Annotated in this window: 15 protein-coding genes; 5 read left to right on the top strand and 10 right to left on the bottom strand. The window is 59.0% G+C overall.

The window, feature by feature from the left end; all coding sequences use genetic code 11:
• Nucleotides 1-16: 16 nt before the first annotated feature.
• The gene (gene tal, locus IV109_RS05025) at nt 17-964 is read right to left on the bottom strand and encodes a transaldolase (protein WP_296693155.1); all 948 of its coding nucleotides are present in this window, start codon (nt 962-964) and stop codon (nt 17-19) included.
• Between the two features lie 107 nt (nt 965-1,071).
• On the opposite strand from tal, the gene zwf reads away from it, so the two are divergent.
• Together zwf and IV109_RS05015 are read left to right on the top strand one after the other, a co-directional pair.
• Complete coding sequence (zwf, locus tag IV109_RS05020) at nt 1,072-2,526, top strand: glucose-6-phosphate dehydrogenase (protein ID WP_296693152.1); 1,455 nt, start codon at nt 1,072-1,074, stop codon at nt 2,524-2,526.
• Nucleotides 2,527-2,531: 5 nt separating this feature from the next.
• Nucleotides 2,532-3,380: an SIS domain-containing protein gene (locus tag IV109_RS05015; protein WP_296693148.1), complete on the top strand. Its 849-nt coding sequence runs from the start codon at nt 2,532-2,534 to the stop codon at nt 3,378-3,380.
• 1 nt (nt 3,381) lies between these two features.
• Here the strand turns inward: IV109_RS05015 and IV109_RS05010 are convergent, their stop codons facing one another.
• From IV109_RS05010 to IV109_RS04975, 8 genes are all read right to left on the bottom strand, one after another.
• The gene (locus IV109_RS05010) at nt 3,382-4,389 is read right to left on the bottom strand and encodes an oligopeptide/dipeptide ABC transporter ATP-binding protein (protein ID WP_296693145.1); all 1,008 of its coding nucleotides are present in this window, start codon (nt 4,387-4,389) and stop codon (nt 3,382-3,384) included.
• Nucleotides 4,386-5,354 carry an ABC transporter ATP-binding protein gene (locus IV109_RS05005; RefSeq protein ID WP_296693142.1) on the bottom strand — a complete coding sequence of 323 codons (969 nt, stop codon included), beginning with the start codon at nt 5,352-5,354 and terminating at the stop codon, nt 4,386-4,388. Before IV109_RS05005 ends, IV109_RS05010 begins: the two co-directional genes overlap by 4 nt.
• Before the next feature lie 2 nt (nt 5,355-5,356).
• Complete coding sequence (locus tag IV109_RS05000; RefSeq protein ID WP_296693140.1) at nt 5,357-6,268, bottom strand: ABC transporter permease; 912 nt, start codon at nt 6,266-6,268, stop codon at nt 5,357-5,359.
• A 19-nt stretch (nt 6,269-6,287) separates the two neighbouring features.
• Nucleotides 6,288-7,871 (bottom strand): ABC transporter substrate-binding protein, encoded by a 1,584-nt coding sequence (locus IV109_RS04995; RefSeq protein WP_296693138.1) that lies wholly within the window; start codon nt 7,869-7,871, stop codon nt 6,288-6,290.
• A 39-nt stretch (nt 7,872-7,910) separates the two neighbouring features.
• A complete protein-coding gene (locus IV109_RS04990; protein WP_296693136.1) occupies nt 7,911-9,125 on the bottom strand; it encodes a M20 aminoacylase family protein in 1,215 nt (404 codons plus the stop codon).
• The gene (locus tag IV109_RS04985) at nt 9,125-10,105 is read right to left on the bottom strand and encodes an ABC transporter permease (protein WP_296693133.1); all 981 of its coding nucleotides are present in this window, start codon (nt 10,103-10,105) and stop codon (nt 9,125-9,127) included. Before IV109_RS04985 ends, IV109_RS04990 begins: the two co-directional genes overlap by 1 nt.
• Before the next feature lie 11 nt (nt 10,106-10,116).
• The gene (locus tag IV109_RS04980; RefSeq protein ID WP_296693130.1) at nt 10,117-10,881 is read right to left on the bottom strand and encodes a DUF3047 domain-containing protein; all 765 of its coding nucleotides are present in this window, start codon (nt 10,879-10,881) and stop codon (nt 10,117-10,119) included.
• Nucleotides 10,882-11,003: 122 nt separating this feature from the next.
• Complete coding sequence (locus IV109_RS04975; RefSeq protein ID WP_296693127.1) at nt 11,004-12,086, bottom strand: porin; 1,083 nt, start codon at nt 12,084-12,086, stop codon at nt 11,004-11,006.
• Between the two features lie 270 nt (nt 12,087-12,356).
• Between IV109_RS04975 and coq7 the strand changes: the two genes are divergently transcribed.
• Nucleotides 12,357-12,974 (top strand): 2-polyprenyl-3-methyl-6-methoxy-1,4-benzoquinone monooxygenase, encoded by a 618-nt coding sequence (gene coq7 / locus IV109_RS04970; protein ID WP_296693124.1) that lies wholly within the window; start codon nt 12,357-12,359, stop codon nt 12,972-12,974.
• 21 nt (nt 12,975-12,995) lie between these two features.
• Here coq7 and IV109_RS04965 read toward each other — a convergent pair whose 3' ends face one another.
• The gene (locus tag IV109_RS04965; protein ID WP_296693120.1) at nt 12,996-13,445 is read right to left on the bottom strand and encodes an OsmC family protein; all 450 of its coding nucleotides are present in this window, start codon (nt 13,443-13,445) and stop codon (nt 12,996-12,998) included.
• Nucleotides 13,446-13,515: 70 nt separating this feature from the next.
• On the opposite strand from IV109_RS04965, the gene ilvA reads away from it, so the two are divergent.
• Nucleotides 13,516-15,084, top strand: coding sequence for a threonine ammonia-lyase, biosynthetic (gene ilvA / locus IV109_RS04960; protein WP_296693118.1), 1,569 nt, complete (start codon nt 13,516-13,518; stop codon nt 15,082-15,084).
• Complete coding sequence (locus IV109_RS04955; protein ID WP_296693115.1) at nt 15,081-16,016, top strand: 5'-nucleotidase; 936 nt, start codon at nt 15,081-15,083, stop codon at nt 16,014-16,016. Before ilvA ends, IV109_RS04955 begins: the two co-directional genes overlap by 4 nt.
• The last annotated feature ends 19 nt before the right edge of the window (nt 16,017-16,035 follow it).

Here is a 16,035-nt window from a genome sequence, read left to right as displayed (position 1 = left end):
GTCCTTCAGTCAAAAATCAGGCGGCAAGCAACAGCTGATCGAGCTTGGCGGCATCCACACAAAATGCCCGAATACCTTCGGCAAGCTTCTCGGTTGCCATCGCGTCTTCGTTAAGGGCAAACCGAAAGCCCACCTCGTCGTAGCTCACAGGGGGCAGGTCCAGCGATTGGGCGCTCACCGGATCCAGCGCCCGCAGCAGCGGCTCAGAGCTGGCCGCGAGCGTGGACAGCAACTCGGGACTGATGGTCAGCAGGTCGCAACCCGCCAATGCCGTGATCTGCCCGACATTGCGAAAGCTGGCACCCATGACCTCGGTGGCAATGCCGAATTTTTTGTAGTGGTTGTAGATTTGGCGCACTGATTTCACACCAGGGTCATTCGCTCCGGCGTTGTCAGATTCGACCCACGCGGCCCCGGCCGACTTTTTGTACCAGTCGTAAATGCGTCCCACAAAGGGTGAGATCAACTGCACTTTGGCCTGACCACAAACCACGGCCTGGCAGAAAGAAAACAAGAGCGTCAAATTGGTATGGATACCGCGTCGCTCCAGTTGCGCAGCGGCCTGAATACCCTCCCAGGTGGCGGCTACCTTGATCAGCACCCGGTCAATGTGAATGCCCTGCGCCTGGTACAACTCGATAAGGCGCTCGGCCCGCGCCACGGTCGCGTTGGTGTCAAAGCTCAAACGGGCATCCACTTCGGTGGACACGCGCCCCGGAATGATGGACAGAATCTCGCAGCCAAAACGTACCAGCAACCGGTCCATCACCTCGTCCAGCGGCCGACCCCGAAACTGATTCACGCTGTCTTTGAGCAGTGGCGCATAGTCCGGCTTTTGCACCGCCTTGAGGATCAACGACGGATTGGTAGTGGCATCCTGAGGCTTGAATACATCCAGTTGCTTGAAGTCGCCGGTGTCGGCCACCACGGTGGTGAATTGTTTGAGAGCGTCGAGTTGGTTCATAAAGTGGTGGCGAAAGGTCAAGCTTGCAAGAAATTTTCTGAATAGTCGTTGAATTATCGATGAAACAAAGTTACAGTACAACGTCATTTTTCATGTAACTAGTAACCATGAGCTTCGATCTCGTATTGTTTGGTGGAACCGGTGACCTGGCTTGGAGAAAACTCATGCCAGCGCTATTCCAGGCCTTTCGCCATGGCACTTTGCCCGCAGGTGGACGCATTATTGGCGTCGGCCGCGACGACATGAGCGACGAGCAGTATCGAAATCTGATCCGCTCGCGCTTTGACCAGGTTGAATTGGCCAAGCGACCCAGCCAGGACGAGTTCACCCGCTTCGCAGACTTGCTGGAGTTTGTGCGCATGGACCTGTCCAAGCCGGCTGACTACGCGAGACTGACCGCCACCCTGGCCCGGCGCAAGGCCGACACCGTTGTCATGTATGTGGCCACAGCGCCAAGCCTGTTCACCACCGTGTGCGAGCAACTCGCGGCCGCCGGCCTGAACACCCCCCAGACCCGTGTGGTGCTGGAAAAACCGCTGGGCCACGACCTGGCCTCCAACCGCGCCATCAATGAAACGGTGCGTCGGGTTTTGGGTGAAAGGCAGGTCTTTCGCATCGACCATTACCTGGGCAAACCCGCTGTTCAGAATCTGTTTGCCCTGCGTTTTGGCAACGCCCTGTTTGAGCCCCTTTGGCGGCGTGAGCACATTGCCAATATCCAGATCACCATCGCGGAAGAACTCGGCGTCGAGCAACGTGGCGCGTTTTATGAAACCACCGGCGCCCTGCGCGACATGGTGCAAAACCATGCCCTGCAACTGCTGTGCGCCATTGGCATGGAGCCGCCCATCAATTCGCATGCCGATGCCATCCGTGATGAAAAACTGAAGGTCTTGCGCTCGCTCAAGCCCTGGACCGCAGAAGCGCTGGCGCAAGACGTGATTCGCGGCCAATATGGCGCGGGTACGGTTGCCGGCGCGCCGGTCATCGCGTACCGCGAAGAAACCGGCGTCAACCCGCAAAGCCACACCGAAACATTTGTCGCCCTGCGCACTGAAATCTCCAACTGGCGCTGGGCCGGTGTGCCTTTCTACATCCGCACGGGCAAGCGCCTGGCGGGGCGCGATGCGCGCATCGTGGTGAACTTCCGGCCCACGCCGCACGCCATCTTCAACTCTCAAATCGGCGTGGCCAATCGACTGGTCATCAACCTGCAACCCAAGGACGGGCTGGAGTTGCACCTGCTGGCGCAGGGGCAGGACAACCGCCGCAATTCACAAACATTGGCGCCAGTGCAGCTGGATCTTGACTTTGACAAACGCTTTGGCACGGAGCGCGTGGGCGCCTACGAACGCCTGCTATTGGACGTCATCGATGGCCGCCTCAACCTCTTTGTGCGCAGCGATGAGCAGGAGGAAGCCTGGCGCTGGGTCGAGCCCATACTGGAGCACTGGAAAAACGACATGCAGGGGCCGCGTCTGTACGCCGGCGGAACCTGGGGCCCCAGCGCGTCGAGCGCCATGATCGCGCGCGACGGGTTTTGCTGGAGCGAAGAGAGTTAACCATCATGCTTGATCGAATCAAAGCGTCACTGCCGTCCCTGGCGCCTGCGGAACAGCGTGTCGCCAAACTTGTACTGAGCGACCCGCGCAGCTTTGCCAGCCAACCCATTACCGAGTTGGCCGATCGAGCCCATGTGAGCAAGCCGACCGTGGTGCGTTTTTGCCGCAGCGTTGGCTACAACGGCCTGGCCGATTTCAAGCGCAAGCTCGCTGGCAGCGTGAGCGAAGGCGTACCCTTCATTCACCGCAGCGTTGATGCCGACGACAAAATCAGCGATATCACGGTCAAGGTCATCGACAACACCGTGGCCGCATTCCTGAAATACCGCAATGACGCCAGTACCGCCGCGATTGAGAAAGCCGTGACCGCCTTGGTCAACGCATGCAAAGCTGGCAGACGCGTCGAATTTTTTGGCGTCGGCAATTCCGGCGTGGTGGCCCAGGATGCGCAGCACAAGTTCTTCCGCCTTGGCATGCACACTATTGCCTACAGCGATGGCCACATGCAGGTCATGAGTGCCTCGCTGTTGGGGCCGGGCGACTGCGTTGTTGTCATCTCCAACTCAGGCCGTACCCGGGACCTGATGGACGCCTGCGACATTGCACGGAAAAACGGCGCCACCACCATCGTCATCACGGCCAGCGGTTCGCCACTGGCGGCGGCTGGCCACATCCACCTGGCCGCTGATCACCCGGAAGGTTTTGACCGCTACAGCCCCATGGTGTCGCGGCTGCTGCATTTGATGATCATTGACATACTCGCCACGTGTGTGGCGCTGCGCATTGGTGGCGACACACTGCAACCCCTGCTGCGGGAAATGAAAAACAATCTGCGCAGCAAGCGCTACGCCTGAATCAAAGGCGTCCCTCTTCGACGGCATGGCAGGCGATCTTCACGCCGTGGATCGTCAGCAACTGCGGCCGCTCGGTCCGGCAACGTTCATTCGCATGCGGACAACGCGGATTGAAGGCGCAGCCCGTGGGTGGGCTCAAGGGGTTGGGAACCTCGCCCTGCACCGGCGTACGAGCCCGCCCGGTGTCGCGCATCTTGGGGATGGCGTCCAGCAGCATGCGCGTGTAGGGATGGCGCGGGTTGGCAAAAAGGTCCTGCTTGTCCGCCAATTCCACCAACCGACCGAGGTACATCACGCCAACCTGATCACTCACATGACGCACCACGGCCAGATTGTGTGAAATGAACAGGTAGGTCAGCCCCAGCCTGCGTTGCAGGTCCTTCATGATGTTGAGCACCTGCGCCTGGACGCTCACATCCAGTGCCGAGGTTGGCTCGTCACACACCAGAAATTCGGGATTCGTGGCCAGTGCACGGGCAATCGAGATACGCTGACGCTGACCGCCTGAAAATTGATGCGGATACTTCACCATGTCCAGCGCACTGAGCCCAACGGAGGTAAGCAATTCACCCACCCGCGCCTTCAACTCAGCCGGGTCGGTCACCATGCCGTGTTCGATCAATGGCTCGCCCACGATATCTTCCACAATCCAGCGCGGATTCAGCGACGCATACGGGTCCTGAAAAATCATCTGGATGCGGCTGCGCAACTTCAGGCCATCCGGGGTCTTGAAGACGGCATGCGCATCCAGACCGTCAAACTGCAGCGTGCCGCGCGTGGGCTCATACAAACCCACCAGCAAGCGGGCCACGGTGCTCTTGCCACAACCGGACTCACCCACCAGCGCGAGCGTCTTGCCTTTTTCAATCTCAAAACTCACCCCATCCACCGCATGCAGCAGCGTCCGGGGTTTGCGCTCGATCACGCGATTGAGCCAGGGCGCCGACACATCAAACGTCATCGCCAGATCATTGGCCTGGACCAGCGCCGGGCTGCGCGGGGCCGTCATGCAGCCGCCCCTTCATGCAGCCAGCACGCCGCTCGCGTCACGCCTGCGCTCATCAGGTCAGGCCGCTCGCTCCTGCATTTGCCAAAGGCTTGCGGGCAGCGCGGGTTGTAGGCACAGCCTGCAGGAATGGCGTTCAGGCGCGGCATGGCGCCATCGATCTGGTTCAGACGTTCGCGGTCCTGGGTGATATCGGGTATGGCCGCCATCAAACCCGCTGTGTAGGGATGGGCTGGATGGTTGATCACCTCATGCACCGGTCCGATTTCCGCTATGCGCCCGGCATACATCACCGCCACGCGGTCACAGGTTTCACTGATCACGCCCATGTCGTGCGTGATCAGCATCACGGCCGCACCGCGCTGCTTGCAAATCGTTTTCAGCAGCGAGATGATTTGCGCCTGTATCGACACATCCAGCGCAGTGGTGGGCTCGTCCGCCACGATCAACTTCGGCTCGGCCGCCAGCGCCAGGGCAATCACCACGCGCTGGCGCATGCCACCGGAAAACTGGTGCGGGTAATGGTCCATGCGCTGCGCGGCGGCCGGAATGCCCGTGTCGTTGAGCAAGGCCACTGCACGCTCGCGTGCCTCCTTTTCACTGACCGGAAGATGTGCGCGGATCGTCTCGACCAACTGGCGACCAATCGTGTACAACGGATTGAGCGAGGTCAACGGGTCCTGAAAAATGGCGCCGATGCGCTTGCCCCGGATATGGCGCATCTGTTCAATGCCGAGCGAGTCGATGCGTTCGCCTTCAAGCCATATCTGACCACTGGCGATGCGTCCGGGCGGCTCCAGCAGACCGATGATGGAGGCGCCTGTGATCGACTTGCCGGCCCCTGACTCACCCACCACACCCAGAATTTCACCCGGTGCAATGTCAAACGAAATATCGTCCAGCGCCCGCAGCGTACCGCGGCGGTTGGGAAACTCGACCACCAGGTTTTTGACTTCTAAAAGTTTCATCTTCAGCGCAAGCGTGGATTCAAAGCATCCCGCAACCAGTCGCCCAGCAAGTTCACGCTCAGTGAAATGGTGACCAGCATCAGGCCAGGAAAAACCGTGATCCACCATTCCCCCGAAAAAAGGTAATCGTTCCCGACACGAATCAAGGTGCCCAGCGAGGGCGATGTGGGCGGCGCCCCCACACCCAGGAACGACAGCGTGGCCTCGGTGATGATGGCCGTGGCCACCTGAATCGTCGCCAGTACCAGCACCGGCCCCAACACATTGGGCAGCACATGGCGGCGCATGATGCGCAGGCCCGACACGCCGGTCACCCGGGCCGCCTGCACGTATTCCTTGTTGCGCTCAACCAGCGTGGAGCCCCGCACCGTGCGTGCGTACTGGACCCAGCCCGTCAATGTGATGGAAACAATCAGGACCACCAGGGCCAGCCCATCCTGCGCATTGGGAAACAGCGCCCGACCCACGCCCGCGATCAGCAAGGCCACCAGGATCGGCGGAAAGGACAGCATGACGTCGCACAAGCGCATCAACATCGCATCCATCCAGCCACCCAGAAAACCTGCCAGCAAGCCCAGCGTGACGCCCATGAGAACCGACAAGACCACCGATGCGAAACCGACGATCAGCGAGATGCGGGCGCCAAACATCAGGGCCGAAAGAATATCCCGTCCCTGATCATCGGTGCCCAGCAGGTACTTCATACTGCCCAGGGCATCCCAGGCGGGCGGCAAACGGGCTTCACTCAGCTCCAGCGTGCTCAGGTCAAACGGATTGTGCGGCGCCACCAGATTGGCGAACACGGAACAGAAAATGCACAGAAGCGCCACAGCTGCTGCGGCCATCGCCACGGGCGAACTGCGAAAGCTGTGGCCCACATCACTATCGGCCACACGGGCAAACCATACTCTCATCCGCTAGGCAGGTCAGCGCTCAGGGAGCAACCTTGGCATATCGCCAGTACATGCCGTTGTCCGGCCATTGCACCAGTTCAACGCTTTTCTTGACGCCCCAGTTCAGCGCCTGCTGATGCAACGGCAGGTGCCCCACTTCGTCCTGATGAATTTTCAGCGCTTCATGAATCATCTCGTTGCGCTTTTTCAAATCCGTCTCGGAAGCAATTTTCAGAGTCAGTTCGTCAACTCGAGCATTGCTGTAGCTCCCCAGGTTGAACTGGCCACGCCCGCCCTCACCCGGTGATGACATGATGGAATACATGACGTTGTGCGCATCCACCGTGCTGGATGTCCAACCCAGCATGTAGAAACTGGTATTGCGGCTGAGGATTTTGGGGAAGTAAGTGCCCTTGGTTTCTGCCTCAAGGTTGATCTTGACGCCGATCCTGGACAGGTTGGCCGCCACCGCCTGGCAAATTTCACCGTCGTTCACGTAGCGATCATTGGGGCAATTCATCTTGACCTCAAAGCCCGCCGGGTAGCCCGCCTCGGCCATCAATTTTTTGGCAGCCTCCACATCAAATGGCAGGCGCTTGCCCAGATCCGGGGCATAGCCGTTCACCTGGGGCGGGAACATCAAGGCCGCTGGGGTTGCCGCACCACGCATCACAGTCTTCTTGATACCCTCAATATCGATGGCCTGGTAAAAAGCCTGACGAACACGCTTGTCCTTGAACGGGTTCTTGCCCTTCACATTGGAGAACAGGAGCTCATCGCGTTTTTGGTCCATTCCCAGAAAGATGACACGCAATTCAGGCCCTTGCATGACCTTGATCTTGGCGTTGCCCTGCAGGCGCGCAACGTCTTGCACGGGCACCGGCTCCATGACGTCAATTTCACCCGACAAAAGGGCAGCCACCCGCGTGGCATCGTTGCCAATGGGGGTAAAGATGACTTCATCCACATTGCCCTCCACCTTGCCCCAATAGGCGCCATTGCGCGAGAAAATGGAGCGCACGCCCGGCTGGCGTTCACGCAAACGGAAAGGACCCGTGCCATTGGCACGGAAGGAGGCCGCATTCTCGATACCTTTGCGACGATCCACCGGTTTCATGGCCTGATTGGTTTCGCACCACTTCTTGCTCATCATCATCCATTGCGTGAACAACTCGGGCAAGATCGGAAACGGTGCGCCCAGAATGAAGTCGACCGCATGGTCATTGATTTTCTTGATCTCCTTGATCTGGCCCACATAGGTCTTCATGTCAGAACCTTCGCCCTTGGCGCGTTCATAACTGAAGATCACATCGTCTGCGGTGAAAGGCGTGCCATCATGAAAAACAACCCCTTTACGCAAATTAAAACGCCACACCGTAGGCGCAGTCTGCTTCCAGTCAGTGGCCAGACCCGGTGTAAGTTTGTAATCCCGATCACGGGTTACCAACGGCTCATAGACATTGCCCACGACCGAGAGTTGCAAGGATTCGTTGAGCGAGTGAGGGTCCATGGCCAGCGCATCGCCCTGGTTGGCCACCTTCAGGGTGACGGCAGACGCTACGAAACTCATAGCTGCGAACGAAGAAACCACCAGGGCTGGAGCCCAATTTTTCTTGAATTTCATATTTATCTCCATTGGAAAACCAAACAAACAGCAACTCATCTATAACGGCATCGCGCGCTCGACCAGGCTGGCGTGCAAGGCAGAACCCAGGGACAATATTTCATCATTGAAGTCATACCGGCTATTGTGCAGGACGCAGCTGCCCACGCCATTTTCTGCACCCTGGCCAATGCGCATATAGGCACCGGGCTTGACCTGCAACATGAAAGAAAAATCTTCCGCACCCATGCTGGGTTCCAGGTCACGCACCACGTGCTCCGGCCCCACCAGGCTTTGCGCCACATCTGCGGCCAGGTGAGCTTCTGCGGCCGTGTTGATCGTGGCCGGGTACATGCGCTCATACCGCACGGTGGCCACGGCGCCAAAGCCCTGCGCCACGGCTTCGCACATCTCGCTGAGTCGTCGCTCTACCAAAGCCTGCACCTGCGGGCTGAAGCTGCGCACGGTCCCCACCAGCGTGGCCGAATCCGGTATCACGCTCATGGCGCCAAGCTCGCCCGCCCTCATGGCGCACAGGCTGATGACGGCACTGTCCAGGGGCCTGACATTGCGCGAAACAATGCTTTGCACTGCGGTAATGATGTGCGCCGCCACCAGCACCGGGTCGATGGTCTGGTAGGCGTGGGCGCCATGTCCGCCCTTGCCCGTGATCTCGATCGTCACACGGTCCGCCGCCGCCATCATCGGGCCAGGATTGATGCCAATGGTGCCAGGTCGCATCGCCGGCCAGTTGTGCATGCCAAACACCGCATTCACCGGGAAGCGCTCAAACAGACCATCGTCGATCATGGCCTTGGCACCCGCGTAACCCTCCTCGCCGGGTTGAAAAATCAGCACCGCTGTGCCGTCAAAGTTGCGGGTTTCGGCCAGGTAACGCGCCGCACCCACCAACATCGCGGTATGACCGTCATGACCACAGCCATGCATCAAGCCCGCCTTGGCGGATTTCCATGCGAAATCGTTGTTCTCGGTCATGGGCAGTGCATCCATGTCCGCACGCAGGCCAACCATTCTTCCGCTTTGGTTGGCGCGGCCCCGAATGATGGCGACGACGCCCGTTTTCCCAATGCCCGTGTGAATTTCGTCCACACCACAAACCTTGAGCGCCTCCTGCACCCGTTTCGAGGTGTAGACCTCTTCAAACCCGAGCTCCGGGTGAGCGTGAAGATCACGCCGAAACGCCATGATTTCGGGGTGAAACGCTGCAATGTGGGCGAACGCACGCCCATGAACGTTAAATTTAGAAGTCTGCATCAGTGCCCCCCCGCCTGACTGACGCGCAAGCGCGGATCCACCACGAAATACAGCAGATCGACCACCAGATTGATGGCCACAAAAATCAACGCAATCAGGCACAGGTAGGCGGCCATCACCGGAATATCGGCAAAGGTCACAGCCTGAATGAACAACAAACCCATGCCGGGCCACTGAAAAACCGTCTCGGTGATGATGGCAAACGCAATCAACTGGCCCAATTGCAGGCCCGTGATGGTGATCACCGGCACCAGCGTGTTTTGCAGGGCATGTCCAAAATGAATGGCCCGATTGCTCAAGCCCCGAGCGCGGGCAAAGCGGATGTAATCGGTGCGCAAGACCTCCAGCATTTCCGCACGCACAAGGCGCATGATGAGGGTGAGCTGGAACACCGCCAGAGTCACTGCGGGCATGACGATGTGGTGCCAGCCGTCCAGCGTGAGCAAGCCGCTGCTCCAGCCGCCGTATTGCACCACGTCACCCCGCCCGAAGCTGGGGAACCAGCCCAAGCCCACGGAAAAAACCAGGATCAGCAAGATGCCAATCAAGAATGTGGGCAGTGACACACCCAGCAGGGAGAGGGTCATGAACACCTGGCTCAGGAAGCTGCCACGCTTCAAGGCAGCATAGACCCCCATGGGCACCCCAATCGCCAGCGCCAGCACAGCAGCCACCAGCGCCAACTCCAGCGTCGCCGGCAGGCGCTCGACAATCAGACGCGACACCTTGGCACCCTGGCGCAAACTCAAGCCAAATTCACCCTGCGCTGCGTTCCATAAAAAATGCCAGAACTGTACGAAAAAGGGCTGATCCAGCCCCAGATCGGCGCGCAGTTGGCGAATCTGATCGGGCTGGGCGTCCTGCCCCAGCAAAAAGACCACGGGATCGCCCACAAACTGAAACAACATGAACGCGATGAAGGCCACCACCACCATCACAACCATGGCCTGCAGCAGGCGACGCAAAATGAATGCAAACATCAATCAAAGTGTCATTTGAGCGTTGCCAAAACACTTTGGGGAATTTTCTTCCCCTTGCCCGCCGTGTCTTTGGTCATACGCTTGCCGGAAGACAAGCGGGGCTGGCCATACCAGGCCCGCGTGGCCGTATGGGTATTGTCGGTATCCGTCATGATGCCAACCCCCACCAGAGCCCCGGGGGGTTCACCAAAAACACGCTCGTAATCGGCACGAATGTCGCGCTCATAGTCCAGCCACTGGTTCAGGTTTTTGCCGCCAGACTCGACCACCAGTTTGCGAATGCGATCAGTCCGGGGATTGACGATGACCGAACCCGGTGCGCGCGTGTTGCACCATACATACATCAAGGTGGCATAGGGCAGCGGCTCCCCTGTCATGAGGTTCGACAGCTCTGACAGCATCGCATTTTTGGCGGAGAACCTGGATCGATCACCTTCGAAAGCCAGCACAATGCGTACCGGCGAATCATCGGCATTTCGCAAGGCCATATCCGCCTGCGCAATCAATTCCGGAACCTTCCAGGAAAATTGAACCTGACCCAGATCGTCCGGCAGCACGCGTATTTTTTGGCGCATCATGCTCGCGGAGGACTCCGAATGCACGGCCAGAACGTCCCGCCCATCCATTTGGGTTGCCACATAGTCGGTGGCTCGCTTACCCGGCAGCGCCATATGTTGCCATTGGGAAATACCCAGAACCTTGTCGGTGTCTTCCAGCACCGCGTTTTCAAGTACCGGCGACTGAACAGCACAAGCCGTCAATTGAAGTAAAAGCACGAAGCCCGCCAATCTGGAAATCATCAAACTACCCACAGATCCATATACAAAAAAAGCCCTGCCGTCGTGAAACAGCAGGGCTCTTAGCTTTAATTCAGCTACTGGCTAGGCCAGCATCAGAATTAGAACAGGTGACGCAGACCCAGAGCAGTCGTGTTGGTCTTGGTACCTGCGAGGGTTGCCGTGTTGTCCAACTTGTTGTAAGTACCGGTCTTGAGGTACAGCGCCGTACGCTTGCTCAGGTCATAAGTCACGCCGATAACAAAATCGCTACCGGTCTGGCCATCCACTGTACCAGCAGCGGCGATGTTGTCTTTGGTATTGCGACCATAAGCAGCCATGAAGGTGGCAGCGCCCATTGGCACAGACACGCCCAAGTTGGTTTCGGTCTGCTCAGTAGCGGCAGCGCTAGTGGTATTCAGAGTAGTCTTGCCACGGATGTGACCAGCAAACAATTTAGCAGGGCCAAAGTTGTAAGTGCCAGTCAGAGCAGAACCAGTGATCTCACCATTCACGCCAGCCAATGTACCTTCCACTTTGCTGTATGCAGCAGACACCATCAAAGGACCGGCAGCGTAAGTTGCGCTCAGGCCTGTGTTGTTGACTGTTGTATCACCAGCTGCAACCGCTGCAACTGCAGCTGAAACTGGCGTAGCAGCCACGGCTGCACTTGCCAAGGTCACGGTATTGCTACGACCCAGCATCACAGTCGCGCTGAAACCACCCATATTGGGAGTGGTGTACCAGAATGCATCGCTAGCACGAACACCGTCTGTGAACAAGTTCACAGTGTAAGCACCGCCAGCGCCGAACACGTCGGAAGCCAGAGTTGTCAAGAACATGGGGGTGTAGAAACGACCAACCATGACGCTACCGAAGTTGCCGGACGCGCCCAAAGTGGAAATACGGTCAAAGCGACCACCATCAGCACCAGTGTCGATACCAACGCTGGTTTCCAAGTTGAAGTTGGCGCGCAAACCGCCGCCCAGATCTTCAGAACCCTTCATGCCCCAGTAGCTGGTAGCCAGACCGTTGTTGTTGATACCGCGGTCTTTGGCATCAGAAGAAACACCTGCAGCAGTTGTTGCAGTTGTGGTGGAAGCAGAGTAGCCAGCGTCCAGACGACCGTAGATCGTGACGGTGGATTGTGCAGAAGCGGCGCCGACAACAGCCAGAGCAGCCAGAGCTACGAGGGATTTTTTCATTTCAAATTACTCCAAGGTTAAACATAGGGCTCCGGTACGAGGGTCTCGGATCCCCGGGCCAACCTCCTATTTCAGGAAGTTGGGTCTATTGAACCAGAGGCGGGGGGGCTTGGCAAAGAAAATGACCCTAAAAATGGACTAATCAGATAGTTTCGTTGCAAGGCTGCAACAAGTTGATACAAGCCTCTCCTCAAGCTCGCCCAAAGCCTGCCAACCTAGCGGGTTTGACGAAGGATATTGAAAATTCGGGCCGTTTTACAATGAGCCCACATGGACACCCTCATAAGCGCCTTTGACGCCGCCCTGCGCACCCTGTTTGCCACGCCTCGCGCCGCCCAGCCCTGCCCGACCCTGACCAACGAGGCCACGGACCTGTCGGTCGCTGAAAAGGCCCATGCTGGCGCCCTGATGCGGGTCAACCATGTGGGCGAAGTGTGTGCCCAGGCGCTGTACACCGCGCAGGCTTTTGCTACCCAAAACGAAGCGCTGCGCGCCCACTTCATCAAGGCCAGCGCCGAAGAGACTGACCACCTGGCATGGACCAAACAACGCCTGGACGAACTGGGCGAGCGTCCTTCGCTGCTCAACCCGCTGTGGTACGCCGGAGCCTTTGGCCTGGGCCTGCTGGCGGGACGGCTGGGCGACCGGGTCAGCCTGGGTTTTGTGGTGGAAACTGAAAATCAGGTAGGGGCCCATCTGGAGAGTCATTTGACGCTGTTACCCGCCCATGACCACGCTTCCCGTGCCATCGTGGCGCAAATGAAAGACGACGAGGCACGCCATGCGCAGGATGCCAAAGATGCCGGGGCGCTGGAATTGCCTCAACCGGTCAAAAACCTGATGCGAGTCGCCGCCAAAGTCATGACAACAGTGGCGCACCGGGTTTAATCCCCGGTTGCCCTCGGGGTTTCAGGCCTCAAGCTGCTCAAAGCTGGTTGTAATGACAGCTGTTTTAGCCAGCATGATGCTGGCGGAGCAGTATTTTTCGTGGCTCATGGCGATGGCGCGCTCGACTGCAGCCGCTGGAATGCCCTTGCCAGTCACGGTGAAATGCATGTTGATCGCGGTGAACACCTTGGGATCGACCTCCGCCCGCTCTGCGGTGAGCTTGACCGTGCATCCGGTTACAGCGTGGCGGCCACGCTTCAAAATCAGCACCACGTCGTAGGCTGTGCAGCCGCCGGTGCCGGCCAAAACGGTTTCCAGCGGACGCGGGGCCAGATTCATCCCGCCATTTTCGGGTTTGGCCGCATCCGGCGCACCGTCCATCACCAGGGTGTGGCCACTGCCGGTTTCCGCTACAAAACCCATGCCTGAGCGCGTACCCAGCGCTCCGGTCCAACTTACTGTGCATTCCATGATGGTCCCCGCTCTTTGCTTCAAAAAGTAAGGATTGTCGCTTTTGGCGGGCGCTTATCATTGAAGGTCCATGAAGACCCCACACACCAAGCCCCTGACGCCCGCCGATTACCTTAAAAAGATCCTGACTGCCCGCGTCTATGACGTGGCCTCAGAGACGGCGCTGGAACCCGCCAAAACCTTGAGCAAACGCCTGCACAACACCGTGCTGCTCAAGCGGGAGGACCAGCAACCCGTACGCAGCTTCAAGCTGCGCGGCGCCTACAACAAGATGGCGCACCTGAGCCCCGAGCAGCTGAAGAAAGGGGTGATTTGCGCCTCTGCCGGCAACCACGCCCAGGGCGTGGCGCTGAGTGCGCAAAAGCTGGGCACCCGTGCGGTGATCGTGATGCCCACCACCACGCCGCAGGTCAAGGTGGATGCAGTGCGCGGCTTTGGCGGCGAGGTGGTGCTGTTCGGTGAAAGCTACTCGGATGCCTACACCCACGCTGCTGCGCTGGAGAAAAAGCAGGGCCTGACTTTTGTGCACCCCTTTGACGACCCCGACGTGATCGCCGGCCAGGGCACGATTGCCATGGAGATGCTGCGCCAGTTGCAGGGCCACGGCTCGAACCGGCTGGATGCCGTGTTTGTGGCGATTGGCGGCGGCGGGCTGGTCGCTGGCGTGGCCAATTACATCAAGGCGGTTCGGCCGGAGATCAAGGTGATTGGCGTGCAGATGAACGATTCCGACGCCATGGCCCAGTCGGTGGCCGCAGGCAAGCGGGTGACGCTTTCCGATGTGGGCCTGTTCTCGGATGGCACGGCCGTGAAACTGGTGGGCGAGGAAACCTTTCGCATCGCCCGCAAGCTGGTGGATGAGTTCGTCATTGTGGACACCGACGCGGTGTGCGCGGCGATCAAGGACGTGTTTGTGGACACCCGCAGCATTGTGGAGCCCGCAGGCGCCCTGGCCGTGGCAGCCATCAAGCAGTACGTGGCCAGGCACAAGACCAAGGGCGAAACCTACGCGGCCATTCTGTGCGGCGCCAACATGAACTTTGACCGGCTGCGCTTTGTGGCCGAACGTGCCGAAGTCGGTGAAGAACGCGAAGCGCTGTTTGCGGTCACGATTCCGGAAGAACGCGGTAGCTTCAAACGTTTCTGCGAGCTGATTGGCAACCTGCCCGGCGGCCAGCGCAATGTGACCGAGTTCAACTACCGCATCAGCGACGAACAGCAGGCCCATGTGTTCGTCGGCCTGACCACCCACGGCAAGGGCGAATCCACCAAGATCGCGGCCAACTTCACCAAGCACCGCTTTGAAGCGCTGGACTTGACGCACGACGAACTGGCCAAGGAACACATTCGCCACATGGTGGGTGGACACTCCAAGCTGGCGCAGGACGAGCGCTTGCTGCGCTTTGTGTTTCCCGAGCGGCCGGGAGCCTTGCTGAAATTCCTGAGCCTGATGCGCCCCGGCTGGAACATCAGCCTGTTTCACTACCGCAACCAGGGCGCTGACTACGGCCGCATTCTGGTCGGACTGCAGGTGCCCAAGGCGGACGACAAGGCTTTTGCCAAGTTCCTGGAAACACTGGGCTACCCCTATGTGGAAGAAACCCACAACCCGGTTTTCCGGATGTTTTTGCAATCATGAGCGTGTCACTCGACGGCAAACTGGTGGTGGCGATTTCAAGCCGCGCCCTGTTTGATTTTGAAGACGAAAACGAGGTGTTCGAACAGGGCGACGACCGGGCCTACATGGCACTGCAACTGGAACGCCTGGACATCCCCGCCAAACCCGGCGTGGCGTTTTCTTTGGTGAAGAAGCTGCTGGCTTTCAACCACTCGCCCGCCAGTTCTGCGCAGCAGCCAGCCAGTCAGCCGGTGGAGGTGGTGATCCTGTCGCGCAATGATCCGGTGTCGGGCATGCGGGTGTTTCGTTCGGCGCAGCATTACGGTTTGCCCATTGAGCGCGGCAGCTTCACGCGCGGGCAATCACCCTGGCGCTACCTCAAGCCCTTGCATGCGAACCTGTTCCTGAGCACCCATCTGAGCGATGTGCGCGCCGCCCTCGATGCTGGCGTGCCCGCCGCGCAGGTGTATCCGCAGTCAGCCCATGCCGGCGATGCTTATCCGCATGAAGTGCGGATTGCCTTTGACGGTGACGCGGTACTGTTCAGCGACGAGGCCGAACGCGTCTACCAGACCCAGGGCTTGACGGCTTTTCAACAGCATGAAAAAGACAAGGCCCAGCAACCCCTGCTGGCCGGGCCATTCAAACCTTTGTTGACGGCGCTGCATCGCCTGCAAAAAGCCGGCACACCCACCATGCGTATTCGCACTGCGCTGGTTACGGCACGCAGCGCACCCGCGCATGAGCGCGCGATTCGGACTCTCATGGACTGGAACATCGAAGTCGACGAAGCCATGTTTCTGGGGGGACTGGACAAGGGGGAGTTTTTGCGCGAGTTCGAGCCTGACTTTTTCTTTGACGACCAGACCGGCCACATTGAATCCGCAGCCCGGCATGTGCCATCGGGACATGTGGCCAGTGGCGTGCGCAACCCCGGTTTACCCGACGGGTAAAAGTATGTAGCGCAGCCGA

Source organism: Rhodoferax sp. (genome assembly GCF_018780565.1).
Classification (GTDB): Bacteria; Pseudomonadota; Gammaproteobacteria; order Burkholderiales; family Burkholderiaceae_C; genus Rhodoferax.
This window is presented reverse-complemented; position numbering and strand designations above follow the sequence as displayed.

What these genes read in the sequence shown, in the direction of transcription:
- tal (WP_296693155.1), bottom strand. Translation starts at nt 964, where the DNA reads ATGAACCAACTCGACGCTCTCAAACAATTCACCACCGTGGTGGCCGAC.
- zwf (WP_296693152.1), top strand. Translation starts at nt 1,072, where the DNA reads ATGAGCTTCGATCTCGTATTGTTTGGTGGAACCGGTGACCTGGCTTGG.
- IV109_RS05015 (WP_296693148.1), top strand. Translation starts at nt 2,532, where the DNA reads ATGCTTGATCGAATCAAAGCGTCACTGCCGTCCCTGGCGCCTGCGGAA.
- IV109_RS05010 (WP_296693145.1), bottom strand. Translation starts at nt 4,389, where the DNA reads ATGACGGCCCCGCGCAGCCCGGCGCTGGTCCAGGCCAATGATCTGGCG.
- IV109_RS05005 (WP_296693142.1), bottom strand. Translation starts at nt 5,354, where the DNA reads ATGAAACTTTTAGAAGTCAAAAACCTGGTGGTCGAGTTTCCCAACCGC.
- IV109_RS05000 (WP_296693140.1), bottom strand. Translation starts at nt 6,268, where the DNA reads ATGAGAGTATGGTTTGCCCGTGTGGCCGATAGTGATGTGGGCCACAGC.
- IV109_RS04995 (WP_296693138.1), bottom strand. Translation starts at nt 7,871, where the DNA reads ATGAAATTCAAGAAAAATTGGGCTCCAGCCCTGGTGGTTTCTTCGTTC.
- IV109_RS04990 (WP_296693136.1), bottom strand. Translation starts at nt 9,125, where the DNA reads ATGCAGACTTCTAAATTTAACGTTCATGGGCGTGCGTTCGCCCACATT.
- IV109_RS04985 (WP_296693133.1), bottom strand. Translation starts at nt 10,105, where the DNA reads ATGTTTGCATTCATTTTGCGTCGCCTGCTGCAGGCCATGGTTGTGATG.
- IV109_RS04975 (WP_296693127.1), bottom strand. Translation starts at nt 12,086, where the DNA reads ATGAAAAAATCCCTCGTAGCTCTGGCTGCTCTGGCTGTTGTCGGCGCC.
- coq7 (WP_296693124.1), top strand. Translation starts at nt 12,357, where the DNA reads ATGGACACCCTCATAAGCGCCTTTGACGCCGCCCTGCGCACCCTGTTT.
- IV109_RS04965 (WP_296693120.1), bottom strand. Translation starts at nt 13,445, where the DNA reads ATGGAATGCACAGTAAGTTGGACCGGAGCGCTGGGTACGCGCTCAGGC.
- ilvA (WP_296693118.1), top strand. Translation starts at nt 13,516, where the DNA reads ATGAAGACCCCACACACCAAGCCCCTGACGCCCGCCGATTACCTTAAA.
- IV109_RS04955 (WP_296693115.1), top strand. Translation starts at nt 15,081, where the DNA reads ATGAGCGTGTCACTCGACGGCAAACTGGTGGTGGCGATTTCAAGCCGC.